Origin of the sequence: Mesorhizobium sp. 8 (assembly GCF_006351905.1) — a bacterium.
Taxonomy (GTDB): Bacteria; Pseudomonadota; Alphaproteobacteria; order Rhizobiales; family Rhizobiaceae; genus Mesorhizobium; species Mesorhizobium composti.
Genome location: NZ_CP040914.1, coordinates 2,288,626 through 2,315,193 on the forward strand (window position 1 = coordinate 2,288,626; position 26,568 = coordinate 2,315,193).

General features: G+C 64.7%; 21 protein-coding genes. 10 read left to right on the forward strand and 11 right to left on the reverse strand.

Annotated elements, in window-relative coordinates; genetic code table 11:
- Positions 1 to 143: 143 nt before the first annotated feature.
- Positions 144 to 593 (forward strand): host attachment family protein, encoded by a 450-nt coding sequence (locus FGU64_RS11085; RefSeq protein ID WP_139953342.1) that lies wholly within the window; start codon positions 144 to 146, stop codon positions 591 to 593.
- Between the two features lie 22 nt (positions 594 to 615).
- Here FGU64_RS11085 and FGU64_RS11090 read toward each other — a convergent pair whose 3' ends face one another.
- Positions 616 to 2,862 carry a transglycosylase domain-containing protein gene (locus tag FGU64_RS11090; RefSeq protein ID WP_139953343.1) on the reverse strand — a complete coding sequence of 749 codons (2,247 nt, stop codon included), beginning with the start codon at positions 2,860 to 2,862 and terminating at the stop codon, positions 616 to 618.
- 283 nt (positions 2,863 to 3,145) lie between these two features.
- On the opposite strand from FGU64_RS11090, the gene FGU64_RS11095 reads away from it, so the two are divergent.
- Positions 3,146 to 3,814, forward strand: coding sequence for a DUF1236 domain-containing protein (locus tag FGU64_RS11095; protein WP_136359949.1), 669 nt, complete (start codon positions 3,146 to 3,148; stop codon positions 3,812 to 3,814).
- 220 nt (positions 3,815 to 4,034) lie between these two features.
- Entirely contained in the window at positions 4,035 to 4,334 is a 300-nt protein-coding gene (locus tag FGU64_RS11100) for a DUF982 domain-containing protein (protein WP_136359950.1), read from the forward strand.
- A 62-nt stretch (positions 4,335 to 4,396) separates the two neighbouring features.
- Here FGU64_RS11100 and FGU64_RS23285 read toward each other — a convergent pair whose 3' ends face one another.
- The 5 genes from FGU64_RS23285 to FGU64_RS11120 all read right to left on the reverse strand — a co-directional run bounded on the left by FGU64_RS23285 (position 4,397) and on the right by FGU64_RS11120 (position 7,211).
- The gene (locus FGU64_RS23285; protein ID WP_168734593.1) at positions 4,397 to 4,543 is read right to left on the reverse strand and encodes a hypothetical protein; all 147 of its coding nucleotides are present in this window, start codon (positions 4,541 to 4,543) and stop codon (positions 4,397 to 4,399) included.
- 28 nt (positions 4,544 to 4,571) lie between these two features.
- Complete coding sequence (locus tag FGU64_RS11105) at positions 4,572 to 4,826, reverse strand: GlsB/YeaQ/YmgE family stress response membrane protein (protein ID WP_139953344.1); 255 nt, start codon at positions 4,824 to 4,826, stop codon at positions 4,572 to 4,574.
- A 110-nt stretch (positions 4,827 to 4,936) separates the two neighbouring features.
- A complete protein-coding gene (locus FGU64_RS11110) occupies positions 4,937 to 5,134 on the reverse strand; it encodes a hypothetical protein (protein WP_136359952.1) in 198 nt (65 codons plus the stop codon).
- Between the two features lie 57 nt (positions 5,135 to 5,191).
- A complete protein-coding gene (locus tag FGU64_RS11115; protein WP_139953345.1) occupies positions 5,192 to 5,815 on the reverse strand; it encodes a ribonuclease D in 624 nt (207 codons plus the stop codon).
- Positions 5,816 to 5,825: 10 nt separating this feature from the next.
- Positions 5,826 to 7,211 carry a M20/M25/M40 family metallo-hydrolase gene (locus FGU64_RS11120; RefSeq protein ID WP_139953346.1) on the reverse strand — a complete coding sequence of 462 codons (1,386 nt, stop codon included), beginning with the start codon at positions 7,209 to 7,211 and terminating at the stop codon, positions 5,826 to 5,828.
- A gap of 423 nt (positions 7,212 to 7,634) precedes the next feature.
- Between FGU64_RS11120 and polA the strand changes: the two genes are divergently transcribed.
- On the forward strand, positions 7,635 to 10,589 hold the full coding sequence (polA, locus tag FGU64_RS11125; protein WP_139953347.1) for a DNA polymerase I: 2,955 nt from the start codon (positions 7,635 to 7,637) through the stop codon (positions 10,587 to 10,589).
- A 64-nt stretch (positions 10,590 to 10,653) separates the two neighbouring features.
- Here polA and FGU64_RS11130 read toward each other — a convergent pair whose 3' ends face one another.
- A complete protein-coding gene (locus tag FGU64_RS11130) occupies positions 10,654 to 11,058 on the reverse strand; it encodes a Fur family transcriptional regulator (protein ID WP_136359956.1) in 405 nt (134 codons plus the stop codon).
- A 214-nt stretch (positions 11,059 to 11,272) separates the two neighbouring features.
- On the opposite strand from FGU64_RS11130, the gene FGU64_RS11135 reads away from it, so the two are divergent.
- The 5 genes from FGU64_RS11135 (at position 11,273) to amrB (ending at position 19,429) form a co-directional block, all read left to right on the forward strand.
- Complete coding sequence (locus FGU64_RS11135) at positions 11,273 to 13,474, forward strand: caspase family protein (protein ID WP_139953348.1); 2,202 nt, start codon at positions 11,273 to 11,275, stop codon at positions 13,472 to 13,474.
- Positions 13,475 to 13,586: 112 nt separating this feature from the next.
- Positions 13,587 to 13,961, forward strand: coding sequence for a hypothetical protein (locus FGU64_RS11140; RefSeq protein ID WP_139953349.1), 375 nt, complete (start codon positions 13,587 to 13,589; stop codon positions 13,959 to 13,961).
- Positions 13,958 to 14,686 carry a hypothetical protein gene (locus tag FGU64_RS11145; protein WP_139953350.1) on the forward strand — a complete coding sequence of 243 codons (729 nt, stop codon included), beginning with the start codon at positions 13,958 to 13,960 and terminating at the stop codon, positions 14,684 to 14,686. The genes FGU64_RS11140 and FGU64_RS11145 overlap by 4 nt, the downstream gene beginning before the upstream one ends.
- Before the next feature lie 10 nt (positions 14,687 to 14,696).
- Entirely contained in the window at positions 14,697 to 17,705 is a 3,009-nt protein-coding gene (locus FGU64_RS11150) for a caspase family protein (protein ID WP_246671301.1), read from the forward strand.
- A gap of 26 nt (positions 17,706 to 17,731) precedes the next feature.
- Positions 17,732 to 19,429, forward strand: a complete 1,698-nt coding sequence (gene amrB, locus FGU64_RS11155) for an AmmeMemoRadiSam system protein B (protein WP_139953352.1) — start codon at positions 17,732 to 17,734, stop codon at positions 19,427 to 19,429.
- Between the two features lie 22 nt (positions 19,430 to 19,451).
- On the opposite strand, the gene FGU64_RS11160 is transcribed toward amrB, so the two are convergent.
- Both FGU64_RS11160 and FGU64_RS11165 read right to left on the reverse strand, forming a co-directional pair.
- Positions 19,452 to 21,161, reverse strand: coding sequence for a hypothetical protein (locus tag FGU64_RS11160; protein WP_246671302.1), 1,710 nt, complete (start codon positions 21,159 to 21,161; stop codon positions 19,452 to 19,454).
- Positions 21,162 to 21,477: 316 nt separating this feature from the next.
- Positions 21,478 to 22,596, reverse strand: a complete 1,119-nt coding sequence (locus tag FGU64_RS11165; RefSeq protein WP_139953353.1) for a serine protease — start codon at positions 22,594 to 22,596, stop codon at positions 21,478 to 21,480.
- Between the two features lie 316 nt (positions 22,597 to 22,912).
- Between FGU64_RS11165 and FGU64_RS11170 the strand changes: the two genes are divergently transcribed.
- Complete coding sequence (locus tag FGU64_RS11170; protein WP_246671303.1) at positions 22,913 to 24,028, forward strand: trypsin-like serine protease; 1,116 nt, start codon at positions 22,913 to 22,915, stop codon at positions 24,026 to 24,028.
- 154 nt (positions 24,029 to 24,182) lie between these two features.
- Here FGU64_RS11170 and mgrA read toward each other — a convergent pair whose 3' ends face one another.
- Both mgrA and FGU64_RS11180 read right to left on the reverse strand, forming a co-directional pair.
- Positions 24,183 to 25,229 carry an L-glyceraldehyde 3-phosphate reductase gene (gene mgrA, locus FGU64_RS11175; protein WP_139953354.1) on the reverse strand — a complete coding sequence of 349 codons (1,047 nt, stop codon included), beginning with the start codon at positions 25,227 to 25,229 and terminating at the stop codon, positions 24,183 to 24,185.
- Positions 25,230 to 25,421: 192 nt separating this feature from the next.
- Positions 25,422 to 26,561, reverse strand: coding sequence for a Gfo/Idh/MocA family oxidoreductase (locus FGU64_RS11180; protein ID WP_139953355.1), 1,140 nt, complete (start codon positions 26,559 to 26,561; stop codon positions 25,422 to 25,424).
- Positions 26,562 to 26,568 lie beyond the last annotated feature (7 nt).

A 26,568-nucleotide genomic window follows, 5' to 3' on the forward strand; every position in this document is an offset into this window, starting at 1 on the left:
GCCGGTTCTAATTTCTACTAGATTAGTAGAAATAAACCGCCCTGCTCATCGCCGCGCATCGATGGCCGGAACCGTGGCCATGTCCGCACGTTTGGCCAATAGCCGTTCACGGCTTGGACAATCCCGATGCGGAAGGAAAAAACATGAACAATGTCATTCTCAAGCGCGGTTTGTGGGTGGTCGTCGCCGACGGTGAAAAGGCATTGTTCCTGAAGAACGAGGGCGACGCGAAATTCCCGGATTTCCAGCTCGTGCAGGAAATGGTGCAGGACAATCCGGCCACGCGCGAACAGGGCGCGGAGCGTCCCGGCCGCTACAGCAACGGCCCCTCCCCGCACAACAGCGCCTTCGCCGAAACAGACTGGCACCGGCTGAGCAAGGAGCGCTTCGCCGACGATATCGCCGAACGGCTCTACAAGCTCGCGCATGAAGGAAAGTTCGACGCCCTGATACTGGTCGCCCCGCCGCGGGTGCTGGGCGAAATGCGCAAGAAGCTGCACAAGGAAGTGCTGGACCGGCTCAGCGCCGAAATCCCGAAGACGCTGACCAACCAGCCGGTGTGGGACATCGAGGCGATACTGAAGGCGGCCTGACGAACGCGGCCGTGACGTACCTTCAGCCGCCGCTCAGGATGTCGAGGATGGAGGTGCTCTTTTTCTTCAGCGGACCGCCGACGTCGCCCGGCGGCACCGGCCGCCTGATCGAGGCGGTCGGAGCCGTATCTTCGCCCGGCATTCCGAAGCCGCCGGCATCGACCGTCTCGGTTGCCGGTTGCGGCGGTTGTCTCGACGCCGTCGGAACCGCTTGCCGGGCCTGTCCGGTACCCACCGCGGCGGACGGCACCGGTGCTGGGCCGTCGTCCTGGACGATGGCGTCGGCGGGCGCCCGCTTCCAGCCACCGGGCAGCGGCCTGACCGGCACGCCCTCATGCGCGGCCAGCATGAATTCATGCCAGGCCTGCGCCGGCAGCGTGCCGCCGGTCACCTTCTTCATCGGCGAACCGTTGTCGTTGCCGAACCACACGCCGGTGGTGAGGTTTGCGGTGTAGCCGACGAACCAGGCATCGCGCGAATTCTGGCTGGTGCCGGTCTTGCCGGCGGATGGCCAGCCGAAGGCCGCCTTCTTCGCCGTGCCGCCGACCTGGACCGTGCCCGCCATCATCGAGTCCATCATGCCGACGATCTCGGGTTTGACGACGCGCGGCGTGTTGCCGCCGTCATTGGCATAGAGAAGCTTGCCGTCGGCGGTGGTGATGCGGCGGATGAAACGGATCTCGGGCCGGTAACCGCCGTTGGCGAAAGGCACGTAGGCGGCCGTCAGTTCCAGCGGCGTGACTTCCGACGTGCCGAGCGCGATCGAGGTGTTGGCGGTCAGGTCGGACTGGATTCCCATACGGTGCGCCGCCTCGACGACCGCATTCGGGCCAACCTCCATGGTAAGCTGGGCGGCGACCGAGTTGAGCGACTTCGCCAGCGCCGTCGCCAGCGTCACCTTGCCATAATACTTGCCGCCGAAATTGGTCGGCGTCCATTTGCCGATCCTGATCGGCGCGTCGTTGCGAACGCTGTCGGGCGTGCGCCCGGCTTCGAGTGCGGCCATGTAGACGAAGGGCTTGAAGGCCGAGCCCGGCTGGCGCTTCGCCTCCGAGGCGCGGTCGAACTGGCTGGTCGAATAATCGTAGCCGCCGACCATGGCGCGCACCGCGCCGGAACTGTCGATGGAAACCAGCGCGCCCTGGCTGACATTGAGCTTCTTGCCGTTCTGGTCGATCAGCTCGCGGATCGATTTCTCGGCGATCTTCTGCAAGGTGAGGTCCACCGTCGTGTCGACGACGATGTCGCCCTGCACCTCGCCGATCAGGTCGGGCAGTTCCTCCATTACCGTGTCGGCGACGTAGTTCTCCGATCCGGTCCAGTAGGAGGGGGCGCGCGTCGCCGGCGCGCTCATGGCCGTCGCCACCTGCTTGGCCGAGACCATGCCCTCGTCCTGCATGGCGGCGAGCACCAGTTGCGCGCGTTCCTCCGCCGCCTTCGGGTCACGCGCCGGCGACAGCCGGGACGGCGCCTTGAGCAGGCCGGCGAGCAATGCCGCTTCCGACAGGGTGACGTCGCGCGCGCTCTTGCCGAAATAGCGCCGCGAGGCGGCTTCCACGCCATAGGCGCCCGAACCGAAATAGACCCGGTTCAAATACATCTGCAGGATCTGGTCCTTGCTGTGCTTGTGCTCCAGCCACAGCGCGAGCAGAACCTCCTGCACCTTGCGCTCCAGCGTCCGGTCGGGCTTGAGGAACAGGTTCTTGGCGAGCTGCTGCGTCAGCGTCGAACCGCCCTGGCTGAAGCGGCCGCCGAGCACGTTGGTGACCATGGCGCGGGTGAGCCCGATCGGATCGATGCCGAAATGCGAATAGAAGCGGCGATCCTCGATGGCGACGACCGCCTCGGGAATGTAGGGCGACATTTCCTTCAGGGTGAGCGCCTCGCCGCCGCTCATGCCGCGGTTGGCGATCAGCTTGCCGTCGACCGAGACGATCTTGATGTTGGGGGCGCGGTCGGGGATTTCCCAGGTCGTCGCGGCCGGCATCTTGGCGCCGTAGTAGACGACGATGCCGGCGGCGGCGATGCCGCCCCAGATGGCGAGCACGAAACACCAGTAGACCAGCCGACCGAAGACGCCGAGCAGACCGCGCCCGGAACGGCCACGGCGGCGCTGGCCCTTCGCCTTGGAGGATTTGCGCTTGGGCGCGGCTTTGCGGCGGCTCGGCACGACGCGGTCCTCCTCGCGCACCGAGAACCCGTCCTCCGGCGCCGTACGCGACGGCTCGCCGAAACTCGGCTCGATGCGTCTGTCCCTGCGGCCCGCCATGCGCTGCCCTTTCGTCCCCGTGCCGATGGCGTCCCGGTTGAAGGGTAGATGCGGCGGTTTAAGGGCGGGTTAAGGCAACGGTTTACCAGCACTTTGAAATCCTTGACGAATTCTTAAATTCACGATGGCTCTCGCGACTCCAGGCATCGGCCCCGACAGGCTCCGCGCAAGCTTATCGAGGCCCGCGTCGTCATCCAGCCGAGCTTTCTCGCGGAGCCTTAAAGCAGGAACTAAAAAAGGAAGACCTCGTTTACCCGCCGAGGGATCAACAGGAGACGACGTCATGAAAACACTTCTGCTAGCTTCGGCCCTCGGGCTTTCCATGACCTCTTTTGCGCTCGCCGACACTGCTGTGGTCGCGACGACCGATCTCAATCTGCGCGCAGGCCCCGGATCCCAGTACCCGGTCGTCGGCGTCATCGGCGCGGGCCAGTCCACCATGGTCAAGGGCTGCATCAACCAGGGCAAATGGTGCAACGTCAGCACCGGCTCGGAAGACGCCTGGGCCTATTCGGACTATCTCGCCATGGATTCCAACGGAACGCAGGTCGTCCTTACCGACCGCTCCCCCGATGCGGGGATCGCCGTGGTTGAAGCGCCCGCCCGCATAAGCAACGGCGATGCCGGTGCAATGGCCGGTGGCGTGACCGGCGCCATCATCGGCGCGGTGGCCGGCGGCCCGGTTGGCGCCGCAATCGGCGGTGCCGCGGGTACGGTGGCCGGTGGCGCCGCCGGCACGATCACGCCCCCGCCCCAAACGGTCCGCACCTATGTCACGGCGCACCGCACGGAACCCGTCTATCTTGACGGTGAGGTCGTTGTCGGCGCCGGGTTGCCCGACACGGTATCGCTGGCCGAAATCCCTGACTACGACTACCGCTATGCCTATATCAACGGCCAGCCGGTGCTCGTGGACGCGCATTCGCGCAGGATCGTCTACGTTGTCAGATAACCGGCGTTTTCAGGAAAGACCGCCCGCCAGCCGGGCGGTCTTTTTTGTGTCAGCAATTTCCATGGATGACAAAAATTCGCCGTCAATGACGCGCAAGGAACTCCGCCATTGATGCGACGAAATTTATCGATGCGAGGGGAACCGGATTTATTCCAGCGCGTTGTCGGAGCATTAGCGGACAATCTGCGGTCGTCTTTTCGCAGCTTCTGGGAGGAAGTCGATGAATCGCCTGCAATTCTTTTCTCCGGTGCGGCTATCGCGCGGGCATGGACATCCGGTCGAGGAGATCGACAGCGTGGCGGATGCGATGGTGTTCCTGCGCGAATGGCCGAAGGGACGGCGCGGGCCGGTCTATCGTTGCGCCCTGAATTGCTGCACGGCCGCGATGGCATCCCAGATGAGCGCTGAAGAAGCCCGCAAGTCCTTTGCCGGCTTTGCCCGCATCACCGGCCTTCTGGTCGATGGCGGCCCTTCGCCGGTGGTAGCGGAACGGCGCGGGACAATGCGGCACGCCAGCTAACGGGCGTCAGGGTGCAAAGAGCGGGCTCAGCCGCGCGCCGCCTTTGCTGCCGCTTTGGAAAATCAATTCTTCTGAATCGATATGCCGTTGTCGTCGATCTTGAGTTCGACACCTTCGGGCTTGCTTTCCTGGCGCCAGATATAGGCGCCAAGCACGATGACCACGACGACGAGCGCGCCGATGAGGAGGTAAAGCATATTCCGGCTCACGGCGCGCTCCCTCGTTCGCAGGCCGGCGTCAGGCGGATTTCACCAGCCGGATCAGCACCAGCAGGATGATGGCGCCGATCGCGGCATGAATGATCGCCGCCACGATACCCGAGCCCAGACTGATATTGAGCGCCGGAAACAGCCATCCGGCGATCAGCGCGCCGACGATGCCGACGACGATGTTGCCGAGCAGCCCGAAGCCGTAGCCCTTGACGATGAGGCCGGCGAGCCAGCCGGCGATGGCACCGATGATGAGAAAGACGATGAGGCTTTCAACGCCCATGGTATTCCCTCCTTGTGCGGAGCGGCGGCGGCGCTTGAAGCACCGAATCGCTCTCCGGTTGCAACGATGCCGAACCTATTGAAAAACGTGCCGGCGCGCCAGCGGCCCTCTTACGCGTCGTCGTCGGAAGCCGGCCGCCAGCTCGACGGCTCGATCCGTTTCTTGGTGTCGCTGTCGATATAGGTCCACCAGCCGCCGTCCTCCCAGCGCGCCAGCGACTCGCTGGTCACCCCGTCCCCGTCCGTCCACGAGACGGTGACCTGCGAGCCGTCCTTCGGCGCGCTGGCGATCGGTTTGCGCTCGGTCATGGCAATCCCCTCAAATTCATCCGCGCGACACAACGCGGATGCCGCATCCGGGTTCCGTCAGCTATGGGCGAAGATATCTTCCTCAGCCCAGCCCATAAGGTCGAGTTTCGCCCGCGTCGGCAGGAAACGGAAACACGCCTCCGCTTCCTTGGCGCGTCCGTCGCGGGCAAGCCGGCCCGCCAGCACGTCGCGCAGTCGGTGCAGGTAGAGCACGTCCGAGGCGGCGTATTCTAGCTGTTCGGGCGAAAGCGTGTCCGCCGCCCAGTCGGATGACTGCTGCTGCTTCGACAGGCTGACGCCGAGAAGCTCGTTGCAGATATCCTTCAGTCCGTGCCGGTCGGTGTAGGTGCGCGTCAGCCTCGACGCGATCTTGGTGCAGAACACCGGCTCGGCCATGACGCCGAGGGCGTGGTAGAGCACGGCGATGTCGAAACGGCCGTAGTGGAACAGCTTGGTGATCCGGCGGTTGCGCAGCAATGCGGCGAGGTTCGGCGCCCGCCGCTGGCCGGCCGCGATCTGCACCACGTCGGCGCTGCCGTCACCGGGCGAAAGTTGCACCACGCACAGCCGGTCGCGATGCGGGTTCAGCCCCAGCGTCTCGGTGTCGATGGCGACCGCCTCGACATCGTAGTGCGAAAGATCGGGCAGATCGCCCTTGTGGAAGCGGATGGTGCTCGTCATCGCCCGGCCCTCAGCGTGTCAGCGCCTCAAGGATGCGCGCCCAGGAACGCTGACCCTTGTGGAAGGAATTGAGGTCGTACTTCTCGTTGGGCGAGTGGATGCGATCATCCGAAAGCGCGAAGCCGACCAGCAGCGATTCCATGCCGAGATAGGTCTGGAAATCGCCGACCACCGGGATCGAACCGCCGCTGCCCACCGTCACCGCCGGCTTCGACCACTCCTCGGTCAGCGCATTGCGCGCCTTGGTCAGGAACGGCGAATCGTAGGCAAGCTGGATCGCCGGCGATCCGCCATGCTGGTGGAACTCGATACGGCAGTCGGCCGGCAGGCGCTCGGAAGCGAACTGCCGGAAGGCGGTCCGGATTTTCTTCGGGTCCTGGCTGTGGACCAGCCGGAACGACACTTTCGCAGATGCTTGTGCTGCGATCACCGTCTTGAAGCCCTTGCCCTCGTAACCGCCGGAAATGCCGTTGAACTCGGCCGTCGGCCGCGCCCACACCATTTCCAGAACCGAGCGGCCCTTCTCGCCGGCCGGGATGGACAGGCCGATCGGCTCGAGGAAGCTTTTCGCGGTCTCGCCGAGCGACTCCCACGCCTTAAGCACTTGCGAGGGCGTTTCCTCCACCCCGTCGTAGAAGCCGGGGATGGTGATGCGGCCGGTCTCGTCGTGGATGTCGGCGAGGATCTTCGAAAGGATGCGGATCGGGTTGGCCGCCGGGCCACCATACATGCCCGAATGAAGGTCGCGATTGGCCGCCTTGACGACGACCTCCTCGCCCACCAGCCCGCGCAGCGAGGTGCAGATGGAGGGCGTCTCGCGGTTCCACATGTCGGTGTCGCAGACCAGCGCGAAATCGGCCTTCAGTTCCTCGGCATTGGCCTCAAGGAACGGCTTCAGCGACGGCGAACCGCTCTCCTCCTCGCCCTCGAACAGCAGCGTGATGCGGCACGGCAGCGAGCCATGCACCGCCTTCCAGGCGCGGCAGGCTTCGACGAACAGCATGAGCTGCCCCTTGTCGTCGGACGAACCGCGCCCGGTGATGACCTTGCGGCCCGGCTCCATCTCCTTGACCTTCGGATCGAACGGATCGTCCTCCCACAGCTCCAGCGGGTCGACCGGCTGCACGTCGTAATGACCGTAGAACAGGATATGCGGGCTGCCGGCCGGACCGTCGTGATGCGCCACCACCATCGGATGGCCGGGCGTGGTCCTGACCGAGGCGTCGAAGCCGATCGTCTTCAGATCCGCAACCAGCCATTCGGCAGCACTTCGGCAGTCCGCTGCGAAAGCCGGATCGGTGGAGATCGATTTGATCCTGAGCAGCTTGAAAAGCCGGTCGAGGCTCTGGTCGAGATTTTTATCGAGACGGTCGAGGACGGGGGAAACTGCGGACATGAGTAAAGGGCCTTTCAGATTTGCGGCGCAACCCTAATGGGCTTGATCGCAAACGAAAAGCCCGGTGCGATTGGGCCATGCCGGAAAAGCAGAGGCGAGGTCTTTCGAGGCAAAAAAAGACCGCCGTGGCGGAGGGGGAAACCACGGCGGTCCTACTCGAAACGTTGCGGCAGCCCGGAGAGGGGGATAGGCTGCCGCAGGTGTCCGGTATAGGCGGGGGACGGGCCTTGCTCCGGACTTCGGCGAAAACTGCCGATGCCTGCTATCTGTGTCTGGGAACGTGGCGATTCAAGGGCACGAAGATTACATCTTTGTAATATGCCCGTGAGGTCCTGACGACTCCTGTCAGGACGTTGCCGTAACCGTGCCTCGTCGGGCCGTTTGCCATGGACCGCGCCGCCCGGCCGCGCTATCGGTGACGCCATGAAAAAAGGCGATCACCTCTTCCTCGTCGACGGCTCCGGCTACATCTTCCGCGCCTATCACGCGCTGCCGCCGCTGTCGCGCAAGTCGGACGGCCTGCCGGTCGGCGCCGTCTCCGGCTTCTGCAACATGCTCTGGAAGCTGCTGCGCGAAGCGCGCAACACCGACGTCGGCGTCACGCCGACCCATTTCGCCGTCATCTTCGACTATTCCTCCAAGACCTTCCGCAACGAACTCTATCCCGAATACAAGGCCAACCGCTCGGCCCCGCCGGAAGACCTGATCCCGCAGTTCGGCCTGATCCGCGAGGCCACCCGCGCCTTCGGCCTGCCCTGCGTCGAGATGGAGGGCTTCGAGGCCGACGACCTCATCGCCACCTATTGCCGGCTCGCCTGCGAAGCCGGCGGCGACACCACCATCGTCTCTTCCGACAAAGACCTGATGCAGCTGGTCGGCCCGACCGTCGGCATGTACGACCCGATGAAGGACCGCCAGATCGGCATTCCCGAGGTCATCGAGAAGTGGGGCGTGCCGCCGGAAAAGATGATCGACCTGCAGGCACTGACCGGCGATTCGGTCGACAACGTGCCTGGCGTGCCGGGCATCGGCCCGAAGACCGCCGCGCAACTCTTGGAACAGTTCGGCAATCTCGACACGTTGCTGGAGCGCGCCGGCGAGATCAAGCAGGACAAGCGCCGCCAGTCGATCATCGACAACGCCGACAAGGCGCGCATCTCGCGCGAACTGGTGACGCTGAAGACCGATGTTCCGACCGCGGCCGGCGAAGGCCTGGACGACTTTGTTCTCGATCCCGCCGACGGGCCGAAGCTGATCGCCTTCCTGAAAGCGATGGAATTCACCTCGCTGACGCGGCGGGTCGCCGAAGCGACCGGCACCGAGATCGGCGAGGTCGAGGCCGCGTCGATCTCGGTCGAACGCGCCGACACCGCGCATGGGCCCGATGTGGGTGCCGGTGCCGAGGTCCCGGCAGCGGCCTCGCAAGGCAATGGCGATGCGGCGGCGATGAGCCCGGCCGCTAAGGAAGAAGGCGACACCCCTTCCCTGCTGTCGGCCCTGCGCGCCGAAGCCGCCACCGCCGACAAGATCGACGTCAACGCCTATCATTGCGTCCGCGATCTGCCGACCTTGCAGCGCTGGGTCGAGGAAGCGCGCGAGGCAGGCATCGTCGCCTTCGACACCGAAACCACCTCGCTCGACCCCATGCAGGCGGAACTCTGCGGCTTCTCGCTCGCCATCCGACCCGGCCACGCTTGCTATGTGCCGGTCGGCCACAAGAACGGCCAGGACGATCTTCTCGGCGGCGGGCTGGTCGACGGCCAGATTCCGATTCGCGAGGCGCTTGCCGCGATCAAGCCGCTGATGGAGGACAGGTCGGTCCTCAAGATCGCGCAGAACCTGAAATACGACCTCGTCATCATGCAGCGTCACGGCGTCGACGTCGTGGCCTACGACGACACGATGCTGATCTCCTACGTGCTCGACGCAGGCGTCACAGGCGGTCACGGCATGGATTTCCTGGCCGACAAATGGCTCGGCCACAAGACGATCCCCTTCAAGGACGTCGCCGGCTCCGGCAAGAGCTTCATCGGCTTCCATCAGGTGCCGCTCGACAGGGCGACCTGCTACGCCGCCGAGGACGCCGACGTGACGCTCAGGCTCTGGATGGTGCTGAAGCCGCGCCTCGCCGCCAAGGGCCTCGTTTCGGTCTACGAGCGGCTGGAGCGGCCGCTGGTGCCGGTGCTGGCGCGCATGGAACAGCGCGGCATCTCCGTCGACCGGCAGATTCTCTCCCGCCTCTCGGGTGACCTCGCCCAGGGCGCCGCCCGGCTGGAAGAGGACATCTATCAACTGATCGGCGAACGCATCAACATCGGCTCGCCCAAGCAGCTCGGCGACATTCTGTTCGGTCGCATGGGCCTGCCGGGCGGCTCCAAGACCAAGTCCGGACAATGGTCCACTTCGGCGCAGCTTCTGGAAGACCTCGCCGCCGAAGGCCACGAACTGCCGCGCAGGATCGTCGACTGGCGCCAGCTCACCAAGCTGAAATCGACCTACACCGACGCCCTGCCGGGCTTCATCAATCCAGAAACGAAACGCGTCCATACGTCTTATGCACTGGCCGCGACGACGACCGGACGGCTGTCGTCTTCCGATCCGAACCTTCAGAACATTCCGGTGCGCACCGCCGAAGGCCGCAAGATCCGTACCGCCTTCATCGCCGAGCCAGGCCACAAGCTGATCTCGGCCGACTACAGTCAGATCGAGCTTCGCGTGCTGGCGCATGTCGCCGATATCCCGCAGTTGAAGCAGGCTTTCGCGGACGGCGCCGACATCCACGCCATCACCGCTTCCGAGATGTTCGGCGTTCCGGTCGAAGGCATGCCGTCGGAAGTCCGCCGTCGCGCCAAGGCGATCAACTTCGGCATCATCTACGGCATTTCCGCCTTCGGCCTGGCCAACCAGCTCTCCATCCCGCGCGAGGAAGCCGGCGCCTACATCAAGAAATACTTCGAGCGCTTCCCCGGCATCCGCGACTACATGGACGAGACGAAGGCCTTCGCTCGCGAGAACGGCTATGTCGAGACCGTGTTCGGCCGCCGCATCCACTATCCCGAAATCCGCGCGGCCAACCCATCGCTGCGCGCCTTCAACGAACGCGCCTCGATCAATGCCCGCCTGCAGGGCACCGCAGCCGACATCATCCGCCGTGCCATGATCCGCATGGACGACGCTCTGCTGAAGGCCAATCTCGGCGCCCGCATGCTCTTGCAAGTGCATGACGAACTGATCTTTGAGACGGTCGAAGCTGAGGTCGACGCGACCATCCCGGTGGTGAAGGCCGTCATGGAGAATGCGGCGATGCCGGCGGTATCGCTGTCGGTGCCGCTTCAGGTCGACGCACGCGCTGCCGACAACTGGGACGAGGCGCATTGAGCATTTTGGAGCCGGGCGGTCACGTCCGGCGTCGTACAAATGCGACTAAGAGGATCAAGTGCCGTCAGGCGGCCTCGGCCCGGCATTTTCCGCAGGTGCCGCGGAATTCGATCACCGCCTTCTTCGGCACGAAGCCGCCGGCCCGCACCCAGTCGTCAAGCTGGTGGCCGATGGTGTCGTCGGAAAACTCCTGCACTTGCCCGCATGTGTCGCAGATGGCAAAGGCGGTCATGGAATGGCCGTGATCGTGCGGTTCCGAGCAGGCGACGAAGGCATTCAGGCTTTCCAGCCGATGCACGAAACCTTCCTTGATGAGCGCATCCAGCGCCCGGTAGACCTGCAAGGGGGCGCGAAAACCGCGCTCGCGCAACTGGTCGAGCAGCGTGTAGGCACTGAGCGGCGCGCTCGCCGCCTCCAGCTTTTCCAGCACGTTGAGCTGGTTCTTGGTGAGTGTCGCCCTTGCCGTCATGGTCCAGTTCTCGCTCCGTCGCCGTCAGGATGAGCGACACCGCGTCCCTGACATAGCGATGATCGGGCGATTTTACCACCGCCGTGCCGATCCGCACGCCAGGCGGGTAAGCTCTTTGCCGCTTGCCGAGTGTGAAAACTTCCCAAATACTGCCAAAATCCTTGTCCAAGCTCGAATTGCTTGGGAAGATTGATGGGTTTCGGGGGAAACGATCATGATTGAACTGACGCGGCGTACGCTGCTCGCCGGTTCGGCGGCGGCGGCAATGGCGGGCATGGTGTCATTCCGGGCGCGCGCTGCCGCGCGCACCTACCACGCACTGCTTGTTGCCTGTACCGACTACGACAACCTGCCGAAGAAGGCGTGGCTGATCGGGCCGAAGCACGACGCCGGCCTCGTGCGCGATTATCTTATCAACAACGCTCCGGCGCCGGTGAAATTCGAGGCGGACAACATCACGCTGCTGGCCAAGGACGTCGAGGGCGCCAGCGGCCCGCCCACTCATGCGGCGATCACCGCGGCCTTCACCGATCTCGCCGCCAAGGTGCAGCGCGACGATTTCGTCTATCTCCACCTTTCGGGCCACGGCGCCCAGCAGCCGGAGCGCCAGGCCGGCGACGAGACGGACGGCCTCGACGAGATCTTCCTGCCGGTCGATATCCAGAAATGGGCCGACCGCGCGAGCGGCGTGCCGAACGCACTGGTCGACGACGAAATCCGCGACGCGCTTGATGCCATCCGCGCCAAGGGCGCCTTCGTCTGGGTCGTCTTCGACTGCTGCCATTCCGGCACCGCGACCCGCGCCGTCCTCGTCGACGACGAGATGGAGCGCAAGGTGGAATTCCCCGACCTGGTCGGCGGCGATGAAGCGGCGCGCGCCGCGGCGCAGACGGTCTACGACGAGGCAAGCGCTGCGGCATCGCGCGCACTCGAAGCGGATGGTGGCCGTCAGGTCGGCTTCAACCTGACGCCGACGGGTGCGGAGCCGAGTACCAAGGGCAAGATGGTGGCCTTCTACGCCGCGCAGACGGTGGAGACGACGCCCGAAATGCCGCTGCCCAAGGGCGCCGAGGGCGCCACGCGCTTCGGTCTGTTCACCTTCACAATCATGGCGAAGCTGGCCGAAAACCCGAACATCACCTATCGCCAGCTCGGTCAGGCCGTGCTGCAGCAATACGCCGCCGACGGACGCACCCGCCCGACGCCGTTGTTCGAGGGTGAACTGGACGCGCCGGTCTTCGGCACCGAAAAGACCGATGCCGCCCATCAATGGCCGATCGTGGTCAAGGGCGATGCAGCCACCATCAAGGGCGGCCTGCTGCATCACCTCAACCCCGGCAGCAAACTCGCGATCCTCCCCTCGGCGCTGTCGCCCATCGCCGATGCGGTCGGCTATCTCGAGGTCACATCGGCCCGGAACCTGGAAAGCAAGATCAAGCCGATCGAGTTCGACGGCAAGCCGGCACTGAAGATCGCCGACATTCCCAACGGCGCTTATGCGCGTGTGGCCGAACTGGCGGTGGACTACACGCTGGCGGTGGCACGGCCGTCGTCGAGCGACGGACTGGACACCGAGACGGCTCTGGTCAATTCCATGCTCGACGAACTGGCGGCGAAGAAGGACAGCGGCTTCAACATCAAGCTGGTAGAGGCTGGCAAGGCCGCCGAGCTGCGGCTGGCGGTGCTGCGCGAGAACGCTATTGCCGGCACCGCGACCGACGCCACCGACAAGCCGGCGCTGTGGTTCCTGCCGGCATCGGGCGACGTGACGACCAGCAACGGTGCCCGGCCGCCGCTCATCATCATCCATGCCGACGAGCGCCAGAAATTGCTGGAGACGACGGCCAAGAACCTCACCACCATCTTCCGCGCCACAGGCCTGTCGCGGCTTGCCGCAGCCAATGACTACCGTCCTGAAGAAGTCGAGGTCCAGTTCCTGATCAAGCGGGAAGGCGCCGACACGCCGGAGCAGCTGGAAGCGTCCGTCGTGCCGCGCGTCTCGCCCGGCGACGAGATGCACGTGAAGGTCGTCAACAAATCCAACGACCTGATCGATCTCAACGTGCTTTACGTCGGTTCCGACTATTCCATCGCCCATATCGTGTCCGAGCGGCTGGCTTCCGAAGCGAAATGGGAGGAAGGCCTGTTCGCGTTCACCGACACCAGCTTCGGCATGGAGCGCATGATCGCCGTGCTGACCGCGGCCCCATCGCAGAAGGAGAAGGAGGATCTTTCCTTCCTGGCGCAGGACGGCGTGCCGGCAGCCACGCGCGGCGCCGGCCCGGCCGGCTTCTCCGAAATGCTGGCCGACATCGGCATGGCGCCGGCAACCCGTTCTGTCATGAAGATGTCGGACAACAAGGGCTCCAAGGGCGCGGTGATGATCTTCCCGGTGGAGACGATGCCCCGCTCCTGACGCTTTCTGTACCGGCCGGTCGCCGGTTGCCAAGACCATCGACATCGATATGGGGCCGTTTGCTGGCGCATGCGGCCCCTGACAGTGAAACGAGAGGTGCCTTGTGAAAGCCATGCTCCTATCCCGTGTGCGCAACGCCGGCCTCGGCCTCGCCATGGCGGCCTTTATTCTGACAGGCGTCAACGCCGACGAGGCCTGTGGCCTGTGCGCCCAGTCGATCGTCACCAATTCCAGCTTGGCCGACTGCTTCCTGGAACAGTACGACCAGTTGGAAAAGGGTGATGGAGCGGCCGTCGCCGTTGATCTCTCGCAATGCGGATCGCGCGGCATCGTCGAAGCCCTGCCGACGCCCGAGAGCGGAGCGGTCGAGCCCGATACGCAGTTCATGATCTCGCGTGCGCAGCTCGGCTGCCTCAAGAAGAAACTCGAGGAGCCCGGCCTGGTGCTCGACCCCTCGGCCAGGATCGAACTGGGCAGTTGCCAATGAGCGGATCGGGAACGAAGGAAGCAAGGCGGGATGCGGGCAAGCCGTCGAGCGCGTTGGCGCTGACCATGTCCAAGGAGGCAACCGCCAAGCCGGAAGAGCAGCCCGGCGACGTCGCCGCGGAAAAGTCGGCGCATTCAGCGAAGAAGGAGACACCGTTCAACGACAGCGACTGGCGCATCCGGGTCGACGCCTGGGCCGGCCTGTTCGTGCGCATCGGCCTTGTCGTGGGCGCGATCTTCTCCGTCTACCAGTACCTTGCCCAGCGTGAGGAACAGCGCGTGGCGCAGACCATGCGCATGGTCGAACTGTGGGATCAGGGCGACTATCAGAAGGCGCAGCAGGCCGTCAGGGCGCGGCTTACCGGATTGAACGAGAAATACGCCAACCTGCTCGGCCAGTCGCCCAGCCCGACCGAGCAGTCGATCTATCGCCAGCGCATCGGCATCCAGGCGATGACGGCGGACGGCGGCACCCAGCCGCTGGCGGATTTCGCCGCCGACTTCGACCGCATCGTCTATTTCCTCAACCGGCTGTCCTTCTGCGTCGACGGCGGCCTGTGCTCGCGCAAGATGGCGGACGCCTATTTCCGCGACTACGCCGTCTCGTTCTGGAGCTACTTCTCTGGTTATGTCGGCAAGCAGCGGAAGACAGGGGCCGCCACCTATGCCCTGCCGATCGAGAAATATGTCAACGAGGAAGAGCCTTCCTCGTTATTCGGGCTCTGAGGACCGCGCCGTGGGAAGCTGGCTAAGACGTATCCCAACCATATGTCTTCTACTGGCAGCCTCGATCCTGCTCGTCGCCGCGCCTGCCCGCGCCGAGGATGGTGCCGATTTCCGTCTCGACCTCGATGCCGGCGGCCACACAGCGCGCATCACCGATCTCGCCTTCACGCCCGGCGGCGACGAGCTCGTCTCGGCATCCGACGACAAAACCATCCGCATATGGGACTGGCAGAGCGGCGTGACGCTGCGTACCATCCGCGGCTATATGGGCCCTGGACCGGACGGCAAGGTCTACGCGGTCGCCGTCTCGCCCGATGGCAGAACCGTCGCCGCCGGGGGCTATTTCGGCGCCGGGATCGGCGACAAGCCGCCCTATGGCGACGTGCGCCTGTTCGATTTCTCGACCGGGCGCATGGCTGCGGTCCTGAAAGGTCCGCAATACGAGATTTACGATCTCGCCTTCTCCCCTGACGGCCAGAGGCTGGCGGCCGGCGGTGCCGACGGCATGGTCTATCTATGGCGGCGCGACGACACAGCCGCAAGCGGGTGGGCCGAGGACAGGACGCTCGACGCCGATTCCTGGCATCTCGACAAGCTGGCCTTCGCCGCCGGCGGAACGCGGCTGGCAGCGTCAACGACCGACAACGGCATCCGCCTGTGGAGACTCGAGGACGGCGAGGAAATCGCCCTTGCCGACGAGGCCGAACCGTTGCGCGACACGCCGGTGATGGCGCTCGCCGTCTCGCAGGACGGCGCGCAGTTCGCCACCGGTTCGGCCGACGGCACGGTGCAGGTCTGGCGCGCGGCGGACGGCACGCTTGTCCGCGCCATGCCGAAGCAGAATTTCTTCATCGGCTCACTGACGTTCGCCGCCAGGGGAACGCGGCTCGTCGCCTCCTGCGGCTACCGCTGCGCCGACAGGAACCGCTCCGTCGTCTGGAACGTGGAGAGTGGCGAACAGGTGCTGACCTATGCCGGCCATGACGGCACCGTCTTCGCCAGCACCGCCAATGCCGACGGCTCGCTGGTGGCCACCGCCGGCGGCACCCGCCATTCGATTCAGATCTGGGACCCGGCGACAGGCGAGCAGAAGGCGGTGCTGCAAGGCAAGGGACAGCCGGTGACGGCGGTCGGCATCGACGCGGCGGGCGGCACCGTGGCATGGGGCAACGCTAATCCTTGCCCCGACAAGGTCGCCTGCCCTGCCGAACTCGGCACTCTGACTGCGGCCCTGGCGCTGCCGAATGCCGATCGCTTCTTCGACAGCCCCATGCCGGTGGAGCGGCAGGACGGCTTCCTGCGCGCGCAAATGACCGTCGGCCAGTGGTCGCTGAAGGCGAAGCCCGGCGGCAAGGAAGGACTGGAAAACGCGGTGCTGGAGATCGGCAACGGCGGCAAGCCGGCGCATGCGATCGAGAACACACCGCAGAACGGCTATGCACATGTCGCCTTCACGCTGATCCGCGACGGCCTCGGCCTGATCACCGGCGGCACGGACGGCACGCTGCTTGAATACCGCACGGAGACGGCACGCGTATCGGGCGAGTTCACCGGCCATACCGGCGAAATCCATGCCATGGCTGCGGCGGAGAAGGCCGGCCTGCTGGTCACCGGCAGCGCCGACCAGACGCTGCGGCTGTGGAACCTCAAGACCCGCAAGCTGATCGTCTCGATGTTCTTCGCCGGTTCCGAATGGATCGCCTGGACCCCGCAGGGCTACTATTATTCCTCGCCGGACGGCGACAGGCTGATCGGCTGGCAGGTCAACCAGGGACGCGACCGCGAAGGCCGCTACATTCGCTGCGACCAGCTCAAGCGCTATCTGTGGAGCCCGGAGATCGTGCGCCGCGCCATCATCCTGCGCAGCGCCGAGGACGCCATCAAGGAACTGAGGCCCGGCGTAGACCGCGAGCTGCAGAAGCTCCTGGAACGCAAGCCGCCCGAGTTCCAGGCGCGTGTCGCCGCTGATCAGTCCGGCGTTCGCGACGGCTTCGTCGCCGTCGAGATCACCGGCACCAGGGAAGGCGGCGCCGACGTCGCCGATTTCTCCATCCTGTCCAACAGCCGCAACATCGGCGCCTTCACCGCACGCTCAGCCGACGGCGGCGCCACGACCGTCGTCGAAGTGCCGGTCGAGGACGGCGAGAACACCATCCGCATCACCGGCACCAACGAATTCGGCTATCTCACCGAGCGTTCGGTCACCGCGCTAGCCCGCAAGAAGGAAAAGGCGGCCAACAAGGGCAAGCTTTACCTCGCCGTCATCGGCGTCGACAAATATCCGTTCCTCACCGACGCCTGCGGCGGCCGCCCATGCGACCTGCGCTACCCGGTGGACGACGCAACCGGCTTCCTCAAGGTGGTGATGGAAAAGAGCGCGCCGCTCTTTTCCTCGATGGAATCGCTGGTTCTGGTCAACAAGGTCGCGACCATCGACAGCGCCGCGCTCGCCGGCAGCGGCGAGGTGCTGGAGCCGGATTCTGACACGATCGACGACCAGCTCGCCGATTTCCTCGACAAGCCCGGCGAGAACGACACGAGCATCGTCTTCGTCGCCGGCCACGGCATCAACATCGACGACGACTATTATTTCATCCCCACCGACGGCCGCAAGCAGGACGCCGAACGCTGGAAGCGCTCCTCGCTGGTGGACTGGTCGGATATCCAGAAATCGGTCGAGCGCGCCAAGGGCATGCGCTTCATGCTGCTCGACACATGCCATGCCGCCAATGCCTTCAACCCGCGGCTGGAAAAGGACGCACAGGACGCCCGCATCGTCGTCTTCTCGGCCACCGCCGCCAACAACACCGCCGCCGAGCTGCCGGAACTCGGCCACGGCGTCTTCACCTATTCCGTGCTGGAAGGCCTGCGCGGCAAGGCCAGGACCTCCGACAGCGGCGTCACGCTATTTGGGCTGGCGGACTACATCTCCAAGGAAGTCGTGCGCCTCACCCAGTCGCAGCAGAAGCCGTTCTACTATGTCGGCGGGGTGGAGAACATCGTGCTGGCAGAGCCGTGAGTCGTCCCAAGCCCGGCAAACCACGCATGACCGAAAACCGGCTGAACGCAGCCGGGCTGATCGTCCTCTTCCTTGCCCTGCTGTTTCCCTTGCTCGCACGCGCTGCCCCCGTCTGCCCGCCCGCAGCAGGCAATTTCGGCCCTTTCTACGATGACGCAGGCCAATTCCAGCGGGCCGTCGCTGCTGTCGCCGATACGCAGACGTCGAACAGGCGGCTCACCGGCATCACCGTGCCGCACCATCTGCTGGCGGCCGACCTCATGGCGCTCGGCATCCATGCCGCCTCCGGCTTTTCCTACAAGCGCATCGTGCTTCTCGCACCCGACCACTTTCACCGTTCCAAAAAGCCGTTCGCCACCACGCAACATGGTTTCGACACCGTCCTTGGCCCGGTGAAGACAGATCGCGACGCCGTCGCCCTGCTGACGCGACATGCCGATATGGTGCAAGTTTCCTGCCTGTTTTCCGAGGAACATGGCGTGCTCGCCCTGCTGCCTTTCCTGAGGCACTATTTTCCAGAAGCCGAGGTCGTGCCAGTCGCCATGTCGGCCAAGGCGAAGCGCGCCGACTGGGACAGGTTGGCCGAGACGCTGAAGCCCATCGTCGACGGTGATACGCTTGTCGTCGAATCCACCGACTTCTCCCATTTCCTGCCGCAGCACGAGGCCCGCCGCTTCGACCAGCAGACGCTCAACTTGCTTGCCGCCGGCGCGTTCGACGGCATCGCGACACTCAACCAGCCAAGCCATGCCGATTCCGTCGGCGCCCTGTATGTCCAGACCAGGTTGCAGGCAGAACTGTTCGGCGCCCGCCCCCTCGTCGTCGCCAACGAGAATTCGCAGGAGCGTTCACCAGCTCATGAGCAACGCACCACCAGCTACATGGTCGTGCTGTTCGGCGCGTTCGGCGCCGGTTTCAACAATCCGACGCGGCCACAGGACAGGCTGACCTACTTCGCCGGCGACGTGAATTTCGGCCGCGCCATGAAGAAGGTCCTGCTGCGCGACGGCGTCGCCGACGCTATTATCGACAGCGTTCTGTCCATCACCGGCGGACGGCCGCTGGTGGTCAATCTCGAAGGCGTCGTTCTGCCCAACGTGCCGGAGGCGATCGACGGCATGACACTCGCCATGCCGCAGGAATTGACCATCGATTTTCTGAAGCGTCTGAACGTCGTCGGGGTCGGCCTGGCCAACAACCACGCCTTCGACATTGGGCCATCCGGCTATGGCGAAACCGTCGGCGCGCTCGATGCCGCCGGCATCGCGCATTTCGGCCAGGGCGAGGTGCTTGCCCTTGCCGATCTCGATGTCATCGGCCTGACCGACATCGACACCAACGGCTCCACCTTCAAGGAACTCGTCACCCCTGCCCTGCTCGACCGGCTGGTGCGGCCGGACGCCTCACGCCCGACCGTCGCCTTCGTGCACTGGGGCCGGGAATACGTTACCGGGCCCTCCGCCCGCGAGGTCGCACTGGCCGATGCGATGCGGCTGCGCGGCGTCTCCATCGTCGCCGGCGGCCATCCGCATGTGTCGAGCGGCCGGCTCATATCGCTCGGCGGCGGCGATACGGTGGAAGTCTATTCGCTCGGCAACTTCCTGTTCGACCAGGGCGCCGACCGCGCGTCTGGCGCCATGCTGGAGGTGCGCGTCTTCGCCCAGGGCACGATCTTTTGCCGGCTCATTCCCTTGCCGAACTATTTCGACTTAGGCCGAAACTGACACAGGACAATTATGCCTTTTGTCAGCCGCAGCCGCCGATGACGCGGGGCAGATAACAGGCGTCCGGCTCCGCCTTGCTCTCGAAACGGCTTTCCTTCGGACGGAAGTAGAACAGCGTCACCGGCTTGCTTTCGCGCACCGAACCGTCGGCGAATCCGGCGGCAATGGAAAAGCGGTGAATCGACGACATCGACGACCACATCTTCAGCCGCGCCGTATAGGAACTGATGTTGCGGTTGCCCCTCACCGGCATCGGTATGACATAGTCGTGCTTGTCGATGGGAAACTCGACGTCCTGGTAGCGCGTCGCTTCCGGCGCGCCGCCGAAACCGTCGCCGCATTCGGCCACCTCTTCCGGCGTCTCCAGAAAGGCCAGCATGAGCCGCAACTGGAACGGCTCGCTTTGCCGCGTGGTATTGCCGTAGTCGTCCGCCCAGGAATAGTCGAGCGTGCCGGCGCCGGCCAACTCGATGAAGTTCCCTCCACCTCCCACATAGTCGGCAAGCTCGCCGAAATCGATCTTGTTGAGAACCTGGCGCCGGCAAACGTTGAACGCGTCCTGAGAGGGGCATGGGAAACGCTCTTTCTCCAGCGCCGCCGTATCGACCCCCGCCTGTAGCAGCACGCTCTTGATCGAGACATCCGCGCCGTCGCCGACAGTCCCGACGTCGACCGTATAGGTCGGGCTCGGGTCGCCGACGAACTCCATGGTTTCCGCGTCTGATTGTCTGAAGCGGATCGACACCTTCATATCCTTGGCTTCACCCCAACCGTTGTTCACAATGGAGAAGTCGGGCCGGAAACCCACGCAGCCGCTGTGCTCGCTCAGCGACAGCATCGGCTTGCGATAGGCCTCGCTGGAAGCGACCCGCATTTCGAGGTTCTTGAGCTTCACACGACCATTGCCGGCAGTGTCGAGACTGACCTCGGCGAAGGCCCGCTCGTTCTCCCAGTCCGGGCCTTCATAATAGTCCGTGCCGACCTGAACCTCGCCGCCGTTCCACACGTCTTTGTAATATTGCGGATAGATGGCGATATCCTCGTCACGGACGAGCCCCTCATAAGTGATATTCGACTGCTGGTTCATGCGCTCGTCGACGACGACGCCGATCTCGACCTTGCCAGCGTCGCCACCGCCCGCCTGCGCCTTGATGAGGCCGCCCACGCGCGCGTCGGCCAGCACGTCGGGGCGGTTGGCGCCGATCTCGCGTCCCATCGCCCATTGCGATTCATAGACGGTGCCGCCCGCAAGCCGCGTCCGGCCCTTGCCGTCCTTGCGGCCATTGACGAACGTCCCCTCGAAAATCTCGCCCGTGCGCGACAGCAACCGACCCTTGCCGTTCGGCAGGCCTGCGACGAACCCGCCTTCGTAGCGATTGCCGGCGGTATCGACATGGAGACCCTGGCCGTCGAGCACGCCGGCGGCCCACTGACCCTCGAACACCTCGCCGGTGCGGATTTCCAGCCGGCCCTGCCCGTTGGGCCGGCCGTCCTTCATCTCGCCGGAATAGCTCGAATAGACCGTCGCCGGATCGTAGCTGGCCGAGCCGCGCACGCGCCACACCAGCTTGCCCTTGCCGGCGACGGTCCCGTCCGCCGCGACCGTCGCACCGGGCGATGGGCCGGCTGCCGGCTCCCAGACGAAATCGAGGTTCAACTGCGGCTGGAAATCCCACACCCGCACCAGCCTGCGCGCCACCGAGCGCGTTTCGGCGTCGTAGAGAATCTGCACCCTCTCGGCCCACGCGCCTGCGATGCTCGTTCCTTGTTCTTCGGCGCCCGTCGCCGGCATGGCCACGCAAAGCAGACAAGCCGTTGCCGCAAGTGCCGACCGGAGCCGCATTGCTACCCGTTTCATCCGTCCCCCCGAATGGATGCCCCAAGAATAACCGACCGTAGTCGGCGCTTCCGTGCCGCGCAAGAGCGGCTTTCGATGGAGGTGTCGCCCGCCCTTCAACCCGCTGCCGATGGGTACGGGGACGGCGGCGGATCGCCCCGCCGCCGTCCTGAAAAGATGGATGGATCGCCTGTTCCGGCGGCCATCCGGCCTACTTCCAGAGGCTGTTGATCCACTCGATATTGACGGCATTCAGCCGGATGGCGGTATTGGCATCCGGGCTTTCGGCGATGTTCACGCCGGCGATGATGCGCTGCTTGGACTTGTTGTCGTAGGCATAGACCGAACTGCCCGAGGAACCCGGATAGGTATCGCAATCGTAGGCGAAATTCTCCGGTCCGATGTTCTCGGCCATCACGTCGCAGGTGGCGCGCCACATCGTGCCCATCGGCTTATCGCCCGGATAGCCGACAATGTTGGCGGTGAAGTCGCCGAGATCGTCGAAATTGGAATAGCCGAGCCAACCCAAGCTGTTGCCGACGTCCTGCTTCAGCGTGACGATGCCGAGATCCCAAGGCACGACCGAGCCGTAATAGCCCTGATAGTTGTCGATGAAGCCCTGCAGGATATAGGCGCTGTCATAGGTGAAGGAGCCGAACGGCGCGTCGTCGGCGGTGCTGCCGTTGAGCGCCGGCACGAACAGGAACTCGTCCAGCCAGTCCTTGTCCTCGTGGCTGTAAAGGCAGTGCGCGGCGGTGAGAACCGTGCGCGGACCGATCAGCGTCGCCGAGCAGCTGCCGTAGCTGCCCGTCTTGGGCGACTTGGCTTCCAGATAACCGATGGCGCTGAACGGATAGACCTTGGTGTTCTTGATCTGGACGCGATCGTCATCGCCGAACACCTGGCGGTTCGCCTCGTCGCCCTCGTTCAGTGCCGGATCTTCGGTCTTCTGCGGCCCGGATGCCGCATCGTCGCCGGATTGCCCCCCGTCGGCCGGTGCGTTCATCTCCTCGATCACGAGGTTGCGGATCGCCTCGCTCGGCGCTTCCCTGATGGCCTTGCCGTCGGACGACTTGCCAACGACGCCGTAGGACTTCACCGCCGTCTCCTCGTCGGTCAGCGGCGCGGCGCGGCTGGCTTCGTCCTCGCTCAGCTTCGGCGGCGCGATCGGTTTGGCCCGGCCCGGCTTGAAGTCGTCCGAGCCGACGTCACGCATGCTTTCGCTGTTGCCGGCATTGGCGCTGCCGGCCTGCTGCGCCGAGGCAGGCAACGCCCACATGGCCGTCGACACAAGCGCGGACGCAATGATGGTCTTTGTCAGTTTTGTCACGTTGAGACTCTCCCAAAAGTCAGCAAGGGCTGGATCAGAACAGAACAATGTTGTCGAGATCGTGGTGGCATTCGAAGATGCCGGCGCCCTCGCGATCCCCCTTATCGCGGCCGTATCTTCACCCCCGGCGCGCCTTCGCAGTCTGCCCAAAATATTCCCATTTTGGAAACGACAAATCGCTTCCACGTAGCCCGCGGGGGGCTATAGGGTCCGCAACGGGCAGGGCACGGACATCCATGGATTCCAGCGACGAGGCGCGCCGCAGCGAACGGCACGCCGCCTGCCTTGGGGGAACAACCGTCTCAGGAGGACACAGGTGACTTTCATTAATCGGATGGGCATCAATCGAGTGGGCATCGACCGGGCTTCATCACTCGCCGCCGCGTCGCTGCTGGCGCTCGCAGCCACGGCAGCGGTCGGTGGCGCCGCATATGCCGACGCCGCCAAACCGGAAGCGGCGGTATCGCCGATGAAGCGCGTCGCCGAGGCGCGCGACAAGGCAAAGGCCGAAAATCCCGACGGCGCCGATCGCGTCTTCGGCGGCAAGGAGGCCGAGAAAGGGCAGTACCCGTTCCAGGTCGCGCTGCTGACCAGCGAGCGGCTGGATGAGAGCGCCGACTCGCAACCCAACGCCCAGTTCTGCGGCGGCAGCCTGATCGCCCCGCAATGGGTGCTGACGGCGGCGCACTGCCTGTCCGACAACGGCGAGGCGATCGATCCGGCTTCGGTGACCATCCTGATCGGCGCCACCCATCTCGCCGAAGGCAAACGGGCCAAGGTCAGCGAGGTCGTCGTCCACGAGGGCTATTCGACCGAGACGCTCGACAACGACCTCGGCCTGTTGCGGCTCGCTGAACCCGTCGACGCGCCGATCATCAGGATCAGCGCCACCGCCGCGCCCGATAGCGGCAAGACCACCGTGACCGGCTGGGGCATGATGGAGGACGGCACCTTCCCCAACGACCTGATGGTCGCCGACCTCGACCTGGAGCCGAACGCGGCCTGCAACAGCGGCATCAAGCAGATCTACGCCAGCGACCTCAGGATGGCGCTCGGCCAGCTCGCCGGCCGCATGCGCTATTCGGAAAAAGGCATCGAGGCGGGCGCTGAGGCCATCGCTTCCGACATGCGCGATCCGCTGACGGCCAACATGATCTGCGCCGGCACGGCCAGCGGCCAGCGCGACGCCTGCAACGGCGACAGCGGCGGCCCGCTGTTCGTCGACGGCAAGGATGGGCCGGAGCAGATCGGCGTCGTCTCCTGGGGCGAAGGCCCGGCCGACGGCACCGCCGCCTGCGGCCACAAGAACGCCTACGGCGTCTACACTCGCCTCGGTAACTACGTGTCCTGGGTCGAGGCCAGGATGCAGATGCCGGCCCCTGCGCCGGAAAAGGCACCGGGCAACGGCACCGCGCAGAAGCCGAAGACGTAGGGCTTTTTTAGAACAGGTTTCGGGCGGCGGGAGAAATCTCGCCGCTTCCGTCTTGATTGCCTAGAGCATTTTGCAGCCAGACGGAATCGTTTGGCGTCGCACAAATGCGGCCAAAACAAAGAGATAGATCGTTTCACCGTTTCCGCGAAACGATCTATTTCCGCGGTGGCCCCTTGCGCTCGGCCGACGCGGCCCAAAGATTGATGTCGGCCTCGCGTGCATAACGGTCGATCTCTGCCAGTTCCGCCTCGCTGAAATCGAGATTTTTCAACGCGCCGACGCAGTCTTCGACCTGACTTGGCCGGCTGGCGCCGATCAGTGCCGAGGTGACGCGCCCGCCGCGCAGCACCCAGGCCAGCGCCATCTGCGCCAGGCTCTGCCCACGTTTGCCGGCGATGGCGTTCAGCGCCTTGATGTTGGCGACGGTCCGCTCGTTGATGAAGGCGGTCCTGAGCGACTTGCCCTGGCTGGCCCGGCTGCCTTCGGGGATGCCGCCGAGATACTTGTCCGTCAGCATGCCCTGCGCCAGCGGCGAAAACACGATCGAGCCGACGCCGAGCCCCTCCAGCGTATCGAGCAGCCCGTCCTCTTCCACCCAGCGGTTGAGCATCGAATAGCTCGGCTGGTGGATCAGGCAGGGTGTGCCCAGCCGGTGCAGGATGTCGGCCGCCTCGCGCGTGCGCTGCGAATTGTAGGAGGAGATGCCGGCGTAGAGTGCCTTGCCCGAGCGCACCGCATGATCGAGCGCCCCACAAGTTTCCTCCAGCGGCGTGTCGGGATCGAAACGGTGGGAATAGAAGATGTCGACATAGTCGAGTCCCATGCGCTTCAGGCTCTGGTCGAGGCTGGCAAGCAGGTATTTGCGGTTGCCCCATTCGCCATAAGGGCCGGCCCACATCTCGTAGCCGGCCTTGGTCGAGATGATCAGCTCGTCGCGGTAACCGGCGAGATCGGTGCGCAGGATCTCGCCGAAGGCGCGCTCGGCCGAACCGGGCGGCGGGCCGTAATTGTTGGCGAGGTCGAAATGGGTGATGCCGAGGTCGAAGGCCTTGCGCACGATCGCCTGCTTGGTGCGATGCGGCGTGTCGTCGCCGAAATTGTGCCATAGGCCGAGCGAGATCGCCGGTAGTTTCAGGCCCGAGCGCCCGCAGCGATTGTAGAGCATGGAAGAATAGCGGTTCTCGGCAGGGGTATAGGGCATGAGATACTTCCAGTTGAAAAATTACGGGTGCGTCCTTCGAGGTTCGCTCCGCTCACACCTCAGGATGAGGGAGGTCGTGAGCAAACGCTGACCACGGAGGTCGCACCAAACGGTCCTCATCCTGAGGTGCGAACGGAGCGAGCCTCGAAGGACGCACCTGCAATTCAACCTGTTCGAGATAAAACGGCAAGGCTACTTCTTCGCCAAGAGTCCCTTTGCTTCCTTCACCCCAAGCGCCGCCGGCCGTTCGCAAGTGGTCTGCATGGCAACGAACTTACCCGTTTCGCCGGACTTGAGGATGCCCGTCATAACGTCCACCGCGTGCAGCGCCAGTTCCATCGAGCAGCGATGCGGCCGGCCCTCCAAGATCGCCAGCGCCATGTCGGCAAGGCCGGCGGTGCGGTAATTGGCCATCATGCCGTGCGGATGCTTCTCGTTGGCAACGGCGAAGGGATGGTCCCATTTCGGCAGCGCCTTCACCGCCGATTCGCCCTTGGTGTAGCTGACCGTGCCGCCGAAGAAATTCGGGTCGGGCACGAAGACGGTGCCGGCCTCGCCGTAGAGCTCCATCGGCGCGTGGCCATGGCTCCAGACGTCCCAGCTCGTGTTCAGCGTCACCACGGCGCCGCTCTCGAACTGGAGAATCGCATGGATGGTCGTCGGCGTGTTGACGGGGATTTTTTCGCCCCTGCGCGGCTTCGACAGGATCGTACGTTCTTCCGCCGGCGTCGTGGCGACCGCGGCGACCTGTTTTACCGGTCCCATCAGCTGGATCAGATTGGTGACGTAGTAGGGGCCGATATCCAGCACCGGCCCTGCCCCCGGCTGGAAGAAGAAATCCGGGTTGGGATGCCAGTGTTCCATGCCGTGGCTCATCACGTAGCAGGTGCCGCTGGTGATTTTTCCGACCTTACCGGTGTCGATCAGGTTTCGCACCAGCTGATGTGCGCCGCCCAGGAAAGTGTCCGGCGCCGAGCCGATGCGCAGGCCGTTTTTCCCGGCCCGCTTCTTCAGGTCGAGCCCTTCCTTGACCGAAAGGACGAAGGGCTTTTCCGAATAGACGTGCTTGCCGGCGTCGAGCACACGCTTCGACACCTCGTAGTGCACCGCCGGAATGGTGAGGTTGACGACGATGTCGATGTCCTTCGCCGAGAGCAGATCGTCCACCGTCTCGGCGCGCAGTTTGAACTCCTTCGCCCGCGCCTTCGCCGCCTCCATATTGATATCCGCGCAAGCCCGCATCTCGATGCCGCGAAACAGCGACGCCAGACGGAAATAGGCGGCCGAGATGTTGCCGCAGCCGATGACGCCGATCCCGAGTCTTTTCGCCATGGTCCCC